General features: G+C 56.6%; 15 protein-coding genes. 1 reads left to right on the top strand and 14 read right to left on the bottom strand.

The genetic code is table 11. The annotated features are described in order from the left end of the window. Window positions 1–9 precede the first annotated feature (9 nt). Together K2F33_RS17595 and K2F33_RS17590 are read right to left on the bottom strand one after the other, a co-directional pair. Window positions 10–867 (bottom strand): DegV family protein, encoded by an 858-nt coding sequence (locus K2F33_RS17595; protein WP_145131841.1) that lies wholly within the window; start codon window positions 865–867, stop codon window positions 10–12. A gap of 58 nt (window positions 868–925) precedes the next feature. Next, a complete protein-coding gene (locus K2F33_RS17590; RefSeq protein WP_116229600.1) occupies window positions 926–2,731 on the bottom strand; it encodes a DAK2 domain-containing protein in 1,806 nt (601 codons plus the stop codon). Window positions 2,732–3,015: 284 nt separating this feature from the next. Between K2F33_RS17590 and rpmB the strand changes: the two genes are divergently transcribed. Next, complete coding sequence (gene rpmB, locus K2F33_RS17585; protein WP_047910965.1) at window positions 3,016–3,204, top strand: 50S ribosomal protein L28; 189 nt, start codon at window positions 3,016–3,018, stop codon at window positions 3,202–3,204. A 354-nt stretch (window positions 3,205–3,558) separates the two neighbouring features. On the opposite strand, the gene spoVM is transcribed toward rpmB, so the two are convergent. The 12 genes from spoVM to coaBC form a co-directional block, all read right to left on the bottom strand. Then, window positions 3,559–3,639, bottom strand: coding sequence for a stage V sporulation protein SpoVM (spoVM, locus tag K2F33_RS17580; protein ID WP_036707696.1), 81 nt, complete (start codon window positions 3,637–3,639; stop codon window positions 3,559–3,561). 150 nt (window positions 3,640–3,789) lie between these two features. Next, window positions 3,790–4,050, bottom strand: a complete 261-nt coding sequence (locus K2F33_RS17575; protein WP_076169943.1) for a hypothetical protein — start codon at window positions 4,048–4,050, stop codon at window positions 3,790–3,792. 4 nt (window positions 4,051–4,054) lie between these two features. Beyond that, window positions 4,055–4,717 (bottom strand): ribulose-phosphate 3-epimerase, encoded by a 663-nt coding sequence (gene rpe / locus K2F33_RS17570; protein ID WP_089548135.1) that lies wholly within the window; start codon window positions 4,715–4,717, stop codon window positions 4,055–4,057. 4 nt (window positions 4,718–4,721) lie between these two features. Continuing rightward, window positions 4,722–5,636 carry a ribosome small subunit-dependent GTPase A gene (rsgA, locus tag K2F33_RS17565; protein ID WP_263878145.1) on the bottom strand — a complete coding sequence of 305 codons (915 nt, stop codon included), beginning with the start codon at window positions 5,634–5,636 and terminating at the stop codon, window positions 4,722–4,724. A gap of 120 nt (window positions 5,637–5,756) precedes the next feature. Further along, on the bottom strand, window positions 5,757–7,940 hold the full coding sequence (gene pknB, locus K2F33_RS17560; RefSeq protein ID WP_263878143.1) for a Stk1 family PASTA domain-containing Ser/Thr kinase: 2,184 nt from the start codon (window positions 7,938–7,940) through the stop codon (window positions 5,757–5,759). Further along, window positions 7,937–8,713 (bottom strand): Stp1/IreP family PP2C-type Ser/Thr phosphatase, encoded by a 777-nt coding sequence (locus K2F33_RS17555; RefSeq protein WP_076169939.1) that lies wholly within the window; start codon window positions 8,711–8,713, stop codon window positions 7,937–7,939. Before K2F33_RS17555 ends, pknB begins: the two co-directional genes overlap by 4 nt. A 7-nt stretch (window positions 8,714–8,720) precedes the next feature. After that, window positions 8,721–9,761 (bottom strand): dual-specificity RNA methyltransferase RlmN, encoded by a 1,041-nt coding sequence (rlmN, locus tag K2F33_RS17550; protein WP_076170163.1) that lies wholly within the window; start codon window positions 9,759–9,761, stop codon window positions 8,721–8,723. A 154-nt stretch (window positions 9,762–9,915) separates the two neighbouring features. Next, the gene (gene rsmB, locus K2F33_RS17545; RefSeq protein ID WP_263878139.1) at window positions 9,916–11,301 is read right to left on the bottom strand and encodes a 16S rRNA (cytosine(967)-C(5))-methyltransferase RsmB; all 1,386 of its coding nucleotides are present in this window, start codon (window positions 11,299–11,301) and stop codon (window positions 9,916–9,918) included. Further along, window positions 11,298–12,230: a methionyl-tRNA formyltransferase gene (gene fmt, locus K2F33_RS17540; RefSeq protein ID WP_263878137.1), complete on the bottom strand. Its 933-nt coding sequence runs from the start codon at window positions 12,228–12,230 to the stop codon at window positions 11,298–11,300. The genes rsmB and fmt overlap by 4 nt, the downstream gene beginning before the upstream one ends. Window positions 12,231–12,236: 6 nt before the next feature. Further along, a complete protein-coding gene (gene def, locus K2F33_RS17535) occupies window positions 12,237–12,719 on the bottom strand; it encodes a peptide deformylase (protein WP_076169936.1) in 483 nt (160 codons plus the stop codon). Window positions 12,720–12,806: 87 nt separating this feature from the next. Continuing rightward, the gene (gene priA / locus K2F33_RS17530; protein WP_263882384.1) at window positions 12,807–15,344 is read right to left on the bottom strand and encodes a primosomal protein N'; all 2,538 of its coding nucleotides are present in this window, start codon (window positions 15,342–15,344) and stop codon (window positions 12,807–12,809) included. A 5-nt stretch (window positions 15,345–15,349) separates the two neighbouring features. Next, on the bottom strand, window positions 15,350–16,576 hold the full coding sequence (gene coaBC / locus K2F33_RS17525; protein ID WP_163879448.1) for a bifunctional phosphopantothenoylcysteine decarboxylase/phosphopantothenate--cysteine ligase CoaBC: 1,227 nt from the start codon (window positions 16,574–16,576) through the stop codon (window positions 15,350–15,352). Window positions 16,577–16,618 lie beyond the last annotated feature (42 nt).

Below are 16,618 nucleotides of genomic sequence, written 5' to 3'. Positions count from 1 at the left end.
ATCCCTCATTTAAGCGGGCCATATAAACACGGCCAGCGTCCCGGGCCCGACATGGGTTCCGACGACCGGTCCGATGTTTGTCAGAACGACCTCCTGCAGCCGGAAATCCCGCGACAGATCCTCAAGCACGGGCTCGGCTGAAGCCGGGTCGGCCGTATGGCCCACTGCCACATTGATGTTTTGAACGCCGCCCAAATCCTCCCGAAAACGCTCCAGGATCCGGGCCAGCGCCTTCTTGCGGCCTCTGACCTTCTCCACCGCATAAATAATGCCTTCTTCGTCAATGGACAGAATCGGCTTGATGTTCAGCAGGTTGCCGATCATAGCCGCCGCCTTGCCGATTCGTCCTCCCTTTTGCAAATATTCCAGCGTGTCCACGAGAAAATACAGCTTGCGCTGCCTGCGCACCTCTTCAACGGAACGCACGATCTCCTCTGCGGTTTTGCCTTCGGCAGCCAGTCTGGCTGCATGCACGACCAGCAGGCCGAATCCGTAGGACGCCGATTTGGAATCGACGATCGTAATATCCGGGTCGCCCTCCAGCATGGACTTGGCAATCGTGGCCGATTGATACGTGCCGCTCAGCCCGGAGGAAATATGAAAGGAAATAATCGGCGAGCCCGGATATTCATTCATAATTTCTTGATAAACCTGCATATAATCTGCTGGAGAAGCCTGCGACGTAGTCGGAAGCTGCTCGGACTGGACAAGCCGTTTGTAGAACACCTCGGCGGAAATATCCACGCCGTCTTCAAAGGTATCCTCGCCGAACATCAGCCGGAGCGGAACGACGTGAATGTCATGCTGCTTCGCGATATCCTCGGGTATGTCGGCCGTACTGTCCGTTACAATTACCGGTTGGGTCATCGAATGGGGCCTCCTTCATTTTCATTCAAACTTCGATTTTCGGTCCCAAGGCTGCTCTTCAAGATTCCACTGAAAAAATGTAATAGTACAGCGGCTGTCCGCCCTGATGCACTTCAATTTCCGCATCCGGGTACTGCTCTGCCAGCCACGCGGCCAACTCGCCCGTCATTTCCGGGTTCGCCTCTTCCCCGGCCAGAATGGTCACAATTTCGTCCCCGTTCTCCAGCATCTTGGTCAGAAGCTCCTGGCATGCAGGCAGAAGACCTTCGGCAGCCGTCACGATCTTCGAATTTTCGATACCGATAAACTGGCCGGCTTTAATATCCAGCTGATCGATTTGCGAGTCGCGCACGGCGTAGGTCACTTGACCCGACTTGATCCGGCCGATCGCTTCCAGCATGCTGCTCGTATTCGTCTCCTCGGAATCTTCCTCCGAAAAGGCGAATGCCGCAGCAATGCCCTGAGGCACCGTCTTGCTCGGAATGACCTTCACGCTGCGTTCGCCCTCAAGCAGTTCTCCCGCCTGCTGGGCAGCCAGCACGATATTGGAATTGTTCGGCAAAATGTAAATATGGTGCGCGGAAATGGACGCGATCGCGTTCACAAAGTCCTCCGTGCTCGGGTTCATCGTCTGGCCGCCCGAGAGGACGACATCGACGCCCAGGCTCTTGAAAATGTCCGCAATGCCCTGTCCGGAGGCCACAGCGATAAACCCGTAAGGTGCCAGTTCATCGGCCGGCGGCTCGGCGGGCGCCTCTTCCGGCGTATGGTCCATCGATTCGACCGGAATATCGGCAAAAACCTCCGGCATCGGCGCGATGTCCATCCCGGCCGACAGCAGATCCCGGTGCTGCTCGCGCATATTCAGAATATGAATCTGGGTAATTTCGCCGTAACGCAACGCCAAATTCAGCACCTCGCCCGGTGCTTTGGAATGCACGTGAACCTTGATGATCTCGTCATCGGCAATGACGATAATCGAATCCCCGTTCATTGACAACGCTTTCCTGAATTGATCCTCGTCGAAATGCGTACCTGCCGCATCCCCTAACTTCCGGTTAATGAAAAATTCCATATCATATAAAAATTCGATGTCTTCCGTTTCCAGGCGGGACTGCGCAATATCCGGTACTTCTGTCGCCACGGGCGCTGGCTTTACCTGGGTTCTTGCTGCCGCCGGTTGATCCTGGGCCGGCTGTACCGCACTCGGTGCCGCAAAGGACTGGTAGTCATAGCCGCCTTCGCTGACGCTGTGCAAATATTGCAAAAATCCCTCGTAAATATAAACCAGACCTTGTCCCCCCGAATCGACAACCCCCACCTGCTTCAGGACAGGGAGCATCTCCGGAGTCTGGGCTAACGTTTCTTTTGCTTTGGCGAGCACCTGTTCCATGAGCTCCGTAATATCCGGTGTGCGCCGAGCCAAAAATACCGCATGCTTCGCGGCTTCCTTCGCAACCGTCAGGATCGTGCCCTCCACCGGCTTGACCACCGCCTTGTAAGCTGCGTCAACTCCGGTCTGCAGCGCCTGCGCGAACTGAACCGCATTCAGTTCATCATAGGTTGCGGCGTAGCGTCCAAAACCCCGGAACAATTGGGAGGTAATCACGCCGGAGTTCCCCCGCGCGCCCATGAGCAGTCCCTTGGACAGCACGCCTGCGCTGTGCCCGATCGAATTCGAATTGTTTCTCTTCAGTTCAGCGACACCGGCACCCATCGTCAGATTCATGTTCGTGCCCGTATCACCATCAGGTACCGGAAACACATTCAATGAATTGACATGCTCGGCATGCTGCTGCAATTGTTCCGCCCCAGCCAGAACCATAGCGGTAAAATCAGTTCCATTCAAAGAACGCTTACTCAATGATAAATCCCCTTCCTAGCTTGATCCCTAAGCCATTGGCGTCCTTATAAATACGAATCAATGCACGTTTTCGTTTCGCCATTCGTCCAATTTTCGGATAATCCTATTCAAAAAAATAAATGTTAATTGATCCCATCTCAAAATAGTATGGGCTAATCAACATTGTACTATAAGACACCCCAGAAATAAATGTTTTTGCAGGCGGTTGACGAAGCATTTTTTGCTATGATAAAATATACAAGTATTGTTTTATGCAGGTGTTTGGAGCTAAGGAGGTGTAATCTATGTCTCGCAAATGTTATGTGACTGGCAAAAAACCAGGCAGCGGTAACCACGTATCCCACGCTAACAACCGTAACCGTCGTTCTTGGGGTGTAAACGTTCAAAAGGTTCGTATCCTCGTTGACGGCAAACCGAAGCGCGTTTATGTAAGCACTCGCGCGTTGAAAGCAGGTAAAGTTACCCGCGTTTAGTAATGACATATAAGCAAAAAGCACCTAGTTTCCAGCAGGTGCTTTTTTAATGCCTTTGGCCGGTATCAGTTGGCAGCCATGCCGCTGGCATCTGTCAGAGGTTTTTTTTGAAATATAAGGGTCAATCCGCCTGTGTTCTTATACCGGCCTTATATTTCATCCGCGAAACGTGAGCTCCGCCTGTAAGAAAAACGTCTATTGATGCGCTCTCATGGGAAGACAGACCGCGTGAAGCAGAAGTTTTTCTTGCGATCATAGAATCGTTCAGCTCCGCTGAACCTTGTATGTTCTATGATCTTCAATAAGGCGAAGCCGTTTACGGTTGTGCAAGCGGCATACCAAAGGGTATCAAGATCAGCTTTTGTGAAACGTGTTTAAAAGAGCCTTCACGAATCCTCCCAAAAACTTTGGCAGCTTAAACGTATAAAATTTCATATCTCACCCTCCCCATCATTCTCATGTCATCACGGTATGGTATGCCCTGAACCAGATCAATGTTAAGACGGAACAAAAAAAAGGTTACATGAGAACCTTGACTCATGTAACCATATGTATGCTCAAAGAGCACGCCCTATGCCTTAAGCCTCAAGCTGAAGCCGGAGACAATTGATAAAATTGGTAGACCGACAGCATAAAGATAAACAGCAGGTAGTACAGGATCGAAAAGATGACGTAGCCGATCCTTAATCCCTTGCGTTCGTTTTTCCGGAAATAATAAATGGCCAGCACCACCGCGATCAGCGAGGCGATGGCATTAAACGGCGATTTCAGAATGGAAAATATACCGAGTAACAGGCCTGTTCCGATACTGGCCAAAGTCAGATACAGCGCGTCTTTGAATTTCATGAAATTATTTTCCCCCGACGCTGCGGCGAATGGCCGAAATGGCAGCGGCTCTGTCGGGCTGTGCGTACACGGCGCTTCCCGCCACCAGCACGTCGGCACCCGCCTCGGTGACCAGCGGCGCCGTCTCGGACGTAATGCCGCCGTCCACTTCGATATGGACGTTAAACAGCGACAGTTCGTTGAGACGCTGGCGGATTTGGCGGATTTTGTGAACGGTGCGCGGAATGAACGCCTGTCCGCCGAAGCCCGGGTTAACGGTCATGACCAGCACCAGGTCCAGATCCTCCAGCACTTCGCTGATCGCAGACGCCGGTGTGCCCGGATTCAGGGCAACCCCCGCCTTTACGCCCAGCTCTTTAATCATATGCACAACGCGGTGCAAATGCGTGCAGGCTTCCGCATGCACCGTAATGAAAGCCGCTCCCGCCTTGGCGAAATCCGGGATGTACCGCTCCGGATTCTCGATCATCAGATGCACATCCAGCGGCAGGGTCGTGTGGGGGGCAATGGCGCTGACGATCGGCGCCCCCAGCGTAATATTCGGCACAAAGTGCCCGTCCATGACATCCACATGAATCCAGTCGGCTCCGGACTTCTCCGCTTCGGCAACCTCCTGACCCAGTTTGGCGAAGTCCGCCGACAATATCGATGGTGCGATTTTAATCATCGTGTTAATACCTCCGCTTCTTTTCTTTCATTTCCGTATAAAACTGCACATAATGCTCGTAGCGGCTTGATGCGATATCCCCGCTCTCCTTCGCCTCAATGACTTTGCAGCCCGGTTCGTGCGTATGGCTGCAGCCGCGGAATTTGCATAGCTCCGCATAAGGCCCAAATTCCCGGAAGCAGGTGGACAATTCCTCGACGCCCAGCTCAAGGAAATCGAGCTGGCTGAACCCCGGTGTATCGGCGACAAACCCGCCGTTATCGAGCTCGATCAGCTCCACGTGGCGCGTCGTATGCTTCCCGCGCCCTAGTCTCATGCTGATGGCGCTCGTCTCGAGGGAAAGTCCGGGAACGAGCCGGTTCAGAAGCGAGGACTTGCCGACGCCCGATTGGCCCGAAAACACGCTGATGACGCCCGTAAGGCGTTCCTTCAGCTCGCTGCTTCCCAGGCCGGAACGTGAACTCGTAACCAGAACCTCATAGCCGATCCGCTCATAGAGCTCCTTGACGGCCATTACCGGGTCCTGGGCATCCGTATCCGCGGCAAGCAGATCCTGTTTGGTGAGACAAATGATCGTCTCCAGGCCGGAATGCTCAATATGGACCAGAAATTTGTCAAGCAGGGACAGGTTGAGATCCGGTTCACGAACAGAAAACAGCAGGACCGCAAGCTCCGCATTGGCAACGGGCGGGCGGATCAGTTCGGATCGGCGGGGCTTGATCTCATCCACCATCCCCTCACCGTTCTCGGTAAGGGAGTACACCACATGATCCCCGACAAGCGGAGAGGTGCCTCTCTTCTTGAAGATCCCCCGCGCGCGGCACTGTACGGCTTCGGCGCTTCCTACGGCTTTTCCGTTCTCCAGCGGTTTGACATAGTAGTATCCGCTCAGAGCTTTCACGATTACTCCATCAGGCATACATTGCAAGGCCTCTCTTTCTTTCCGGCTTCTGCCGGTGAGGCAGGAGCCGGAGATAATATGATTGTTAAAAGTTAACTAACTTTGACATCTATTCAATATGTCCGAATGACACGTTGGTTATCTGTAAATGACGTTTTCGGTGTCGGGCCCCTTACCCTTGTCCTTGCCTTTGCCCTTCCCCGGGTGGTCGTTCAGAAATCCGGTCTCGTCTGCTCCTTGACCATCCCCGTTGCCGGAATCTCCCTGATCACCGGGATCACCCTCATGGCCCGGATCACCGGGATCCTCGCCCCCCATGGCCGGGAGCTCGATCTGCGGCACGGTACCGTTCTGTACATCGGTGTACCGCACCGAGTACGTATCGAACACCTGTCCGTCGCGAAGTACCGTGACGACAGCGTCCCTGTTCGGATCGACCACCAGATCGATCGGCAGCACCTGCGTCGTTTGGACGGTCTTCGTTCCCCAATCGACCGTTTTGCCTTCGGTATGGGCGTCGGAGTATTTGATCTGGATTTTCGTATTTTTGCCTTCCTCGACCGGAGCCACAGGCAGGTTCAGCGTATAGTTCAGGGCATCCACCGGGTAGCCTTTGCTTATCGTGAGCGTTATTTCGGCGTTCGGCGTGGCCTGGGTATTCGGGTCAAACGGGAACTGCTTGATGACCTTCCCTTTTTCCACCGTATAGCTGTCTTCTTCGACGACCCGCAGCAGCTTCAGCTTCTTCTGCGTTAGAAGATCCTGTGCCTCCTGCAGTGTCTTGCCGATCAAATCGGGCATTTTTACGGTTTCTGGGCCTTGGCTGACCGTCAGTGTAATCTCCTGGTTATCCACATCGATTTCATCGTTAGCTCCAGGGTCAGAACTGATAATCAGTCCCTTTTCAACATTGTCGCTGAATTCCTCTTTCTTCTTGATGTTATCGTCTTTAATGCCCTTGGCATTCAGTGCTTTTCTCGCATCGTCAAACGTATAACCCTTGACGTCAGGCATCGGTACCTTCGGCTTCTCCGTGCTCACCGTCAGCTGAATCGCCGCGCCTTCTTTGACGACCGTGCCCTCCGGCCTGCTCTGTTTATAGACGATGCCATCGCCAAAGTCCTTGTTGTACTTCCGGATGACCGGATCTTCCACCATCAGCCCCTTGTCGCTGAGCGCTTTGCGCGCCTGATCCTCGGTCATGTTAATGACGCTCGGCACGGTGACATTCGGCACGACCAGCTTCTGGTTGACGTACCACACCACACCGCCCAAAGCCAATAGAACGACCAGGGTCAAGCTGATCCACAGCGCCGCCCTGCCCGACTTTTTCTTCTTTGGCTTGCCTTTGCCGACCGCCGGCTCGTCCGCCTCGTCATCATCCTCCACGGCCTGCGCTTTCGCTCTCGAAATGGAGCGCGGCTGGGGCTTGATGGCCGGAATGACGCGGGTCCGATCCTCATCGTCCATATCGTCAAACTCGATCTTCGGCTCATTCCGGCGCTCCGGCAGCAGGCACGTCTCCAGGTCCTGAAGCATTTCCTTGGCCGACTGGTAACGCTCCTGCGGATTTTTGCGCATCGATTTCAGAATAATGTTCTCGACGCTCTGCGGAATGAGAGGATTCACCTCACGCGGCTCCTCAAACTCCTCTTGAAGATGCTTAAGCGCCACGCTGATCGGGCTCTCCCCCAAAAACGGCAGACGTGCGGTCAGCATCTGGTACAGTACGATACCAAGAGAATATAAATCCGACTTTTCCCCGGTCACCACGCCTTTGGCATGCTCCGGAGAAAAATAATGTACCGATCCGACCACCGAACCCGTCTGCGTAATTGTCGTCGACGTAACGGCACGGGCGATTCCGAAATCCGTTACCTTTACCCGGCCGTTGCGGCCGATCATAATGTTATGCGGCTTGATATCCCGGTGGATGATTTGATTCTGATGCGCATGATCCAGCGCGTCGCAAATCTGCGAGGCGATTCGCACCGCTTCGTCCACCTGCAGGGGAGCCCGCTCCTTGATGATCTCGTCGAGATTATGTCCCTCGACGTATTCCATAACGATATAATGAATGTCGTCTTCCTGGCCCACATCATAAATGCTGACCACGTTCGAATGCGATAGCGAAGCCGCTGACTGTGCCTCCCGGCGGAAACGGCGAATAAATTCCTCATCGTGCACAAACTGTTGGCGCAGCACCTTAATGGCTACGTTCCTGCCCAATAAAATATCATGAGCTTTGTAAACGAGTGCCATTCCGCCGCCACCGATCCGCTCGATCACCTCATAACGACCGCCCAATTCGTGTCCGATCATGAATCCCACTCCTTTATGCTTTGCCCGGCGACTTCGTCTTGAAGTTCGAACAGGGCGACGGTAATGTTGTCATCGCCTCCGGCGAGAAGTGCCAGTTGAAGTAAACGGTCCGCTCTTTCTTCCAGCGGCAGCTCGCGGTTTCCGGATATTTGCCCGATGTGCTCGGAGCTGACCAGATCGCTTAAGCCGTCGCTGCACAAGAGCAGCACCTCTCCGGGGGAGAGGCTGATGGGATACAGGTCCACGGACACGTCGGCGTCCGTTCCAAGCGCGCGCGTAATCGCATTGCGCATCGGATGGACTTTCATATTCTCCAGGCTGATTTGTCCGCGTTTGTACAATTCATACACCAGTTTATGGTCTTCCGTTAATTGGACGACCTCGCCGCCGGCAACCTTGTAGGCCCGGCTGTCTCCGATATGTCCAATGTAGCCGGATTCCCCGCTCAGGAGCAGGGCCACGACCGTCGTTCCCATATTGTAAAATTCCTCGTGTTTGGAGGCCTCGGTATAAATCACATCATTGGCGTGCAGGATGGCGTCGCTAAGCGCGGCCTTCAGGCCTTCCGGCGAAATGCCGGATTCTAGCGAGGACAGGTCGCCCGTCATGGTTTCGACGGCCAGCCGGCTGGCCGTATCGCCTGCCTGATGCCCTCCCATGCCGTCAGCGACGATTCCGAGGGTATAGCCCTGCGGCAGCTGGCCGACCCATACCGAGTCTTCATTGACCGAGCGAACCCGGCCAACGTTACTGACATGAACAGTTTTGATCAAATTCCTCTCACCTCAACTCCATGTGCTTGGCCCGCAGCTGTCCGCAGGCAGCCGCGATATCGTGGCCCTGCTCGCGGCGGATCGTCACGTTCACGCCGCTATCGGCGAGAACCCGTTGAAACTGGAATATATCGTTACGGGACGTTCTGACATACTTCCGCTCCGGTACGTGATTGACCGGAATCAGGTTGACGTGGCACAGCATATCCTTGAGCACGTTCGCCAGCTCCTGGGCATGCTCCGGACGGTCGTTAACGCCGCCGATCAGCGCGTACTCAAACGTAATCCGCCGGCCTGTTTTGGCCAGGTAATAGCGAAGGGATTCCATCACATCCTCGAACGGATAACGGCGGTTCACGGGCATCAGCTTCGAGCGGAGCACATCGTTTGGCGCATGAATGGAAATCGCCAGATTGATCTGGGTGTCCTCGTTCGCAAATTTATAAATGTTCGGCACGATGCCGCTCGTGGAGACGGTAATATGCCGCTGCCCGATGTTCAGTCCTTTTTCATGAATCATAATACGCAGGAACTTCATCGTCGCTTCATAGTTTTCAAAAGGCTCGCCCGAGCCCATGATGACGATGCTGCTGACGCGCTCCCCTTTCTCGTCCAGAATCTTCTGGGCCTGCACCACCTGGGCCACGATCTCCCCGGCCGTCAGGTTCCGCTTCAGACCGCCCAGTGTCGAGGCGCAAAAGGTGCAGCCGATACGGCAGCCGACCTGGGTCGTGACACAGATGCTGTTGCCGTAGCTATGCTTCATGATGACCGTTTCAATCGCATGGTCGTCATGCAGGCCGAACAGAAACTTGACGGTTCCGTCCTTGGATTCCAGCTTCGTAATTTCCTGCAGCGTCACAAACTGGAACTGGTCGTCCAGCTTTTTGCGGAGCTCCTTGGAGAGGTTCGTCATTTCGTCAAAGCTGTTGACCCGTTTGACGTAGAGCCAGTCAAAAATCTGGCCGGCGCGGAACGCGGGCTCGCCGTTTTCCTTCGCCCAATCTTGCAGGTCTTCCAAATTCAAATCATATATAAAAGGTTTCATCTTCACCACACCTGTCTTTTCATTCATATGCTTATTGTTTCTCATTCTTCCTATTTTAACACAAATAAAAGTAGCGGTAAAAGAGAAAACCCGCCAAGCTCGCGCCCGGCGGGTTACAGGAAGCAGCGGCTGCCCGTGCGGGCGGTCCGCTAGTTTAGGAGAGTCTCTGAATCCGTGCAATGTAAAATCCGTCGCTATGAAAATGCTGGGGCAAAATCTGTACGCCGCCGCCCCGCGGCAGCGCCGTCCCCAGCAGCCGTTCCCAGGCAGGGGGCACATCCGGTGCTATGGCGAACTCCGGGTGGTTCCGCAGGAACCGCTCGACGTTCTCTTCGTTCTCCCGCGGCTCGATCGTACACGTGCTGTATACGAGAATGCCGCCGGGCCGGAGCAGAGCCGACACCGATTCCAGCAGCCGGTACTGCAGGGCCGCGATCTCCTCGATGTCCCCCGGGGTCTTGGCCCATTTCAGGTCCGGCTTGCGCCGGATAACGCCAAGGCCGGAGCATGGGGCATCCAGCAGAATGCGGTCGAAGGACGCCGCCGGATACCGTCCGGCCAGTTCCAGCGCATCGCCGGTTACCGGCTCGATGGCGTCCAGCCCGAGCCGCTCGGCCTGCTCGCGGATCAGCTTCTGCTTATGCTCGTGCAGATCGTTGGCGATGATCTTCCCCTCGTCCCGCATGAGCTCGGCCATATGCGCCGACTTGCCTCCGGGGGCGGCACAGCAGTCGAGCACCCTCATGCCGGGCTCGGGACCTACCGCATCCCCGACCAGCATCGAGCTCTCGTCCTGCACGGACAGCTGGCCGTCCCGGTACCAGCCGGTCAGGGCCATGTTGCCCCCGCTGCGGACGAGAATGCCTTCCGGCGTAAGCGGAGAAGGCACGGCGTCCATGCCTTTCTCCTCCATCTCGCCAAGCAGGCCGTCGCGGCTGATCATCGTCGTGTTCACCCGGACGCTGACGGCCGGAGGCTCGTTGTTCGCCCGGCAGATCGCCTCGGCCGCCTCTTCCCCGTACTGCCCGATCCAGCGCTGAACCAGCCATTCGGGATGGGAATGCTCGAGCGCGATCCGTTCGGTCGGTCCGAGACTTTCCGGCAGAACCAGCTTGTCGGGACTGCGCAGCACGTTCCGGAGCACGCCGTTTACCATGCCGGAAATACCCTGGTGGCCGCGGCGCTTGGCCAAGTTCACAGCCTCATTAACTACGGCATGGGAAGGAATGCGGTCCAGGTACATGATCTGGTACAGACTGAGCCGCAGCAGGCTTCGCACCCAGGGCTGCAGCTTGTTCACGCCTTTGCTGACAAAGCGGTTCAGGAAATAATCCAGCGTGTTCATCCGGGAGATCGGACCGTACACGAGCTCGGTCGCAAGGCCGGCATCCTCGCGGGACAGGTTCGCGCGCTGCAGCGCGGCGTTCAGCTGCAGGTTGCTGTAGGCGCCTTCCTGCTCGACGCGCGTCAGGATATCCATCGCCAGCTCGCGCGCCGAGGGCTGGCGGCCCTTCCGTTCTTGGGTTCCGCGTCCGCTCACTTCAGCACCGTCCCGGGCGTCATGCTGGTTCCCCGGATAAACTGCCCGGCATCTATCGCCTTCTTGCCGCTCGGCTGAATATCGGTCAGCCACAGGGCCCCGTCGCCGGTTTTTACTTCAATACCTTCCGGCGTAAGCTGAAGCACCGTTCCCGGAGCCGCCTCCTTGGAGGCCTTCTCTCCTTTGCGGGAGCCCCAGACCTTGAACACGTCGTCGTTCCAGAACGTAAACGCCCCGGAAAAAGGCACCAGGCCGCGAATTTGATTGTAAATATCACGCGTGGACTTGCTCCAGTCGATTTTCTCGTCTTCACGCTTCAGGTTCGGGGCGTATGTAGCCTGCGAGTCATCCTGCACCGTCACCGGGACGCCGCCTTCCAGCAGCCGCGGCATCTGCTCCTTGAGCAGCGCCGCCCCGGCGGTGCTCAGCTTCTCGAACAGCGTTCCCGAGGTATCCTCGTCGGTGATGGGTACCTCCACTTGGGCGATCATGTCGCCCGTGTCCAGCCCTTCGGCCATGTACATAAGCGTAATGCCCGTCACCGTCTCGCCATTGATGATGCAGCGCTGAATCGGCGCGCCGCCTCTGTATTTCGGCAAAAGCGAGCCGTGAACGTTGACGCAGCCCTTGGCCGGCAGATCCAGCACCGCTTTCGGCAAAATTTGCCCGTAAGCGGCCGTAACGATCAAATCGGGCTTGTAAGCCGCGAGCTCGTTTACCGCTTCGGGATTGCGCATGCGCTGCGGCTGCAGCACCGGCAGACCGTGCTCAAGCGCCACTTCCTTGACGGGCGTCGGCATCAGCACCTTCTTCCGTCCCTGCGGACGGTCCGGCTGCGTGACGACGGCCACGACGTTGTAGCCCTCCGCAAGCAGCATGCGGAGACTGGGAACGGCAAACGCGGGCGTCCCCATAAAAACGATATTCATCAGGCATTACTCCTTTCCGGCGCGTTCCGGCGTATACTCATACACTCTTTCTGCAATGTCGGTAAACAGCACGCCGTCCAAATGATCGATTTCGTGCTGGAAGCAGCGGGCCAGCAGGCCGGTTCCCGTAATCGTCACTTCCTTGCCGTTCTCATCCAGCCCTTTCACCGTAACCTGCTCGGCACGGCGCACGTCTCCGTTTAATCCGGGAATGCTCAGGCAGCCCTCCGGGCCGAACTGCTCGCCGTCCTTGGCTACGATTTCCGGGTTGACCATCTTGATCAGGCCGTGCTCATCGCCGACATCGACGACGATCAGTCTCTTCAAAATGCCGACCTGCGGCGCGGCCAGACCAACGCCCTCCGCATCGTACATCGTGTCCGCCATGTCGTTCAGCAGCTTTTTGACATTAGGGGTAACTTCTTTCACTTCTTTAGCGGTTTTATGCAAAACCTCATCCGGTTCTTTCACAATAATTCGGATCGCCATGCTGACACCTTCCTTATCGGGTTCAAATATTCATTGTTGGTTATTCATCCATGATTCCATATGATGACGGTACGCCGCTTAGGGCTGCTACATCAGCATTTGCGGGTCTACATCGATACTGATTTGAAGCTTCGGATTCTGCGCGGTATCCTCGAGCTGCTCGGCGGCTTCTCTGACCAGGCCGACAGCATCGATGGTCCCACGCCATTTTATCATACATTGAAATCTGTATCTATTTTTTATCCGGGGCACAGGAGATGCCACCGGCCCCAGCACGTCAAAAGCGTCCGAGGTCAGCCGGTCCAGGCTGCCGTACCAGCCCTTCTGCCGGGCTTTGCCCTGGAGGACGGACACCATGTTCTCCGCCATCCGGACGAGAAACGGCAGCTGCTCATGCGACAGCGTGACCAGAATCAGCCGGCAGTACGGCGGATAGTGCAGGTTCCGCCGATGCTTCAGCTCCTCCCGGACAAACGAATCGTAATCGTGCCCGCTGGCGTGAATAATCGAATAATGATCCGGCGTATAGGACTGGATCATGACTTCCCCTGGCAGCTGGTGGCGGCCGGCGCGGCCGGCGACCTGGGTCAGCAGCTGGAACGTCTTCTCCGCAGCGCGGAAATCCGGCAGGTTGAGCGCCGAATCGGCCGTAATGACGCCGACCAGCGTTACGTCCGGAAAGTCGAGCCCTTTGGCCACCATCTGGGTGCCCAGCAGCACGTCCGCTTTTTTGTCCCGGAACTGCTTCAGCAGCTTCTCGTGCGATCCCTTCTCCGTCGTGGTATCCACGTCCATCCGGATCACCCGGATCCCCGGAAACAGCTTCGCAAGCTCTTCCTCAACGCGCTGTGTACCGGTGCCGAAATAGCGGATATGCTCGCTTCCGCATTCCGGGCACACGGACGGCGCCGGCTCGGCATAGCCGCAGTAATGGCAGCGGAGGTTGTTCGATTTCTGATGATACGTCAGCGAAATGTCGCATTCGGGGCAGCCGGCAACGTAGCCGCAGCTGCGGCACATGACGAACGTGGAGTAGCCGCGCCGGTTGAGCAGCAGCACGGTCTGCTCCTTGCGTTCCAGCCGGGCCGCAACCGCCTGATGCAGCGAACGGCTGAACATGGAGCGGTTGCCTTCTTTCAATTCTTCCCGCATGTCGATGATTTGTACTCCCGGCAGCTCATTGCCGAGCGCCCGGGCTTTCATCTCGAGCAGCATTGGCGCAAACTCGTCATTTGCCTGCGATCTGGCGGCATGGTAGCTCTCAAGCGAAGGCGTCGCCGAGCCCAGAATGACCGCCGCGCCGTGCTGCATCGCCCGCTGGACGGCCACGTCCCGGGCATGGTATTTCGGGCTTTCTTCCTGCTTGTACGACGTTTCATGTTCCTCGTCCATAATGATGAGCCCGATCTTGGCAAACGGCGCGAACACCGCCGATCTGGCGCCGATGGCGACGGCCGCCCGGCCTTCGCGGATTTTACGCCATTCGTCGTAGCGCTCCCCGCCCGACAGGCGGCTGTGCATGACGGCGACCTGATCGCCGAAGCGCCCTTTGAACCGTTCCACCATCTGCGGCGTCAGCGAAATTTCTGGCACGAGCACGATAGCCTGCCGGCCCTGCTCAATGCAGCGCTGGATGCTCTGAAGGTAGATTTCGGTCTTCCCGCTGCCTGTAACCCCATGCAGCAGAAACACCCCGTGCCGCTGCGCATCGAGCACCGAGACAATACGGTCATAAGCATTCTGCTGCTCCGCGGTCAGCGGCAGCGGATCGCTTGGCTTAAACCAGCGACCCCGGTAAGGATCCCTGAACGCTTCTTTGTCCTCAATCGTAATGTAACCTTTATCCGCCAACCCTTTCACGGTCGCGGCCGATACCTGCAGCGTCGCCAGGACATCCTTCAGCGCAAGCGGAAGCATCTCTTTCATTTCCACAATAAACTGCAGCACCTCACGCTGACGCTGCGCTTTCGGCGCGAACGACGCCAGCGCGGCCTCCGCTTCGTCCGGCGTTACCGCCAGATCGACGGCTTTCAGCGTCTTGATCTGCAGCTTGTCCTTGATGGATTGGTTTTCCTGCAGTACGCCCCGGCGCAGCAGCGATTTGATCACCGGTGCGCTGTCCGGAAACTGCCGGCTCAGCTGCTTGGAGGTGACCTCACCCTTTTTTTCGACGAAATCAAGAATCGCCCGCTCGCCACCGGAAGGCTCCAGTTCCAATTCGAACAAGCCGCCGGAATACAAATCCTCAGGCTCCTTCGGCTGCGGGGGTCCGAGCGAGATAAACCGCTCGGCCTTGCCCTTGAGGGCCGTAGGCACCATGACCTGAAGCGCCGTAATCATCCGGCAGGCATACCTGCGGCTCATCCACCCGGCCAGTTCAACCAGCTCTTCAGACAGTGGCGGAATGACGTCAAGCACTTCCTGGATGGCCTTAAGCTTCATGCCGGCAGCCGCCGGCTCCGGTTCAAGGCCGACCACAAATCCCTGGACCGTGCGGTGGCCGAACGGCACACCGACCCGGCTTCCCACCTCGATCCATGCCCGCATGGATTCGGGAATGAGATAGTCAAAGGGACGGTCGGTATCACGCACCGGGACGTCGACGATCACCTTTGCCACACGCATCTCCATCAGGACAAAGCCCCGTTCATCCGGGCCGCAGCGATCGTCAGCAGGCGCCGGGCCACTTCGTCCTTGGTCATTACGGGCATTTGTTCGACCAGTCCGCCGGCATCGTACACCTGAACGATGTTGGTATCGGATCTGAAGCCGGCTCCCTCCGCCGTTACGTCATTGGCCACGATCAGATCGGCGTTTTTCCGTTTCAGCTTATCCTGGGCATATTTCTCCACATCATTCGTCTCAGCTGCGAATCCGATCAAAAACTGCTTTGTCTTCGTCTTGCCGAGCTCCTCCAGAATATCCACCGTTTTGACGAGCTCGAGCGTCATCGTATCCCCCGACTTTTTCATTTTGCTTGCGGCCGTCACCTTCGGACGGTAATCCGCGACAGCCGCCGCCTTGATGACCAGGTCGCTGTCCTCCCAATGTTCCAGCACCGCCCGGTACATATCCTCGGCGGACTGGACTTTCACCGCGTCCACGTCCGGAGGGGGCTCAACGTCCGTATGGCCGTAAACGACATGCACCTCCGCGCCCATATCTTTGGCAGCCTTGGCAATGGCAAACCCCATTTTCCCGGAAGAATCATTGGTGATGTAACGCACCGGGTCGATCCGTTCAACCGTTCCGCCCGAGGTGACGATGACCTTTTTCCCGCGGAGCAGACCCTGCCCTTGTACGGATTCATTGCGAGACGCAAAAAAGCGCTCCACCACCTGGACGATCGTTTCCGGCTCCTCCAGCCGTCCCTTGCCCACATAGCCGCAGGCAAGCAGTCCTTCGCCGGGTTCGATCATCATCACGCCCCGGGACTCGAGCAGCCGCATGTTGGCCTGAACGGCCGGATGGGCATACATATGCACGTTCATGGCCGGTGCGATCATGACCGGCGCCTCGGTGGCGAGCAGCGTCGTCGACAGCATGTCGTCCGCCAGACCATGGGCCATTTTTGCGATCATATTGGCTGTAGCCGGTGCGATGAGAACGAGGTCGGCCTCATCGGCCAAATGGATATGGGAGACAACGGATGGATCGCGCTCATCGAACGTGTCGCTGTATACCGGATTTTTGGACAGACTCTGAAAGGTCAGCTCCGTAATAAACTGCTTCGCCGATTCCGTCATGATCACGTGGACATCTGCGCCTTTTTGCACCAGCTTGCTGCACAGACTGGCCGCCTTGAACGCCGCGATTCCACCCGTCACGCCGAGCACGATGGTTTTGCCGGTTAACATACGATTTCCCCGCTTTCCGTTTCATTTAGATAGAGAAAAAAA

The organism is Paenibacillus sp. PSB04 (assembly GCF_025809195.1).
Classification (GTDB): Bacteria; Bacillota; Bacilli; order Paenibacillales; family Paenibacillaceae; genus Paenibacillus_AQ; species Paenibacillus_AQ favisporus.
The sequence above is the reverse complement of the archived record's forward strand: the minus strand, read 5'-3'. Positions and strand labels throughout refer to the sequence as shown.

Excerpts from the sequence above, each read along its gene's own strand:
- K2F33_RS17595 (WP_145131841.1), bottom strand. The coding sequence starts at position 867 with ATGACCCAACCGGTAATTGTAACGGACAGTACGGCCGACATACCCGAG.
- rpmB (WP_047910965.1), top strand. The coding sequence starts at position 3,016 with ATGTCTCGCAAATGTTATGTGACTGGCAAAAAACCAGGCAGCGGTAAC.
- spoVM (WP_036707696.1), bottom strand. The coding sequence starts at position 3,639 with ATGAAATTTTATACGTTTAAGCTGCCAAAGTTTTTGGGAGGATTCGTG.
- K2F33_RS17575 (WP_076169943.1), bottom strand. The coding sequence starts at position 4,050 with ATGAAATTCAAAGACGCGCTGTATCTGACTTTGGCCAGTATCGGAACA.
- rpe (WP_089548135.1), bottom strand. The coding sequence starts at position 4,717 with ATGATTAAAATCGCACCATCGATATTGTCGGCGGACTTCGCCAAACTG.
- rsgA (WP_263878145.1), bottom strand. The coding sequence starts at position 5,636 with ATGCCTGATGGAGTAATCGTGAAAGCTCTGAGCGGATACTACTATGTC.
- pknB (WP_263878143.1), bottom strand. The coding sequence starts at position 7,940 with ATGATCGGACACGAATTGGGCGGTCGTTATGAGGTGATCGAGCGGATC.
- rlmN (WP_076170163.1), bottom strand. The coding sequence starts at position 9,761 with ATGAAACCTTTTATATATGATTTGAATTTGGAAGACCTGCAAGATTGG.
- fmt (WP_263878137.1), bottom strand. The coding sequence starts at position 12,230 with ATGAATATCGTTTTTATGGGGACGCCCGCGTTTGCCGTTCCCAGTCTC.
- def (WP_076169936.1), bottom strand. The coding sequence starts at position 12,719 with ATGGCGATCCGAATTATTGTGAAAGAACCGGATGAGGTTTTGCATAAA.
- priA (WP_263882384.1), bottom strand. The coding sequence starts at position 15,344 with ATGCGTGTGGCAAAGGTGATCGTCGACGTCCCGGTGCGTGATACCGAC.
- coaBC (WP_163879448.1), bottom strand. The coding sequence starts at position 16,576 with ATGTTAACCGGCAAAACCATCGTGCTCGGCGTGACGGGTGGAATCGCG.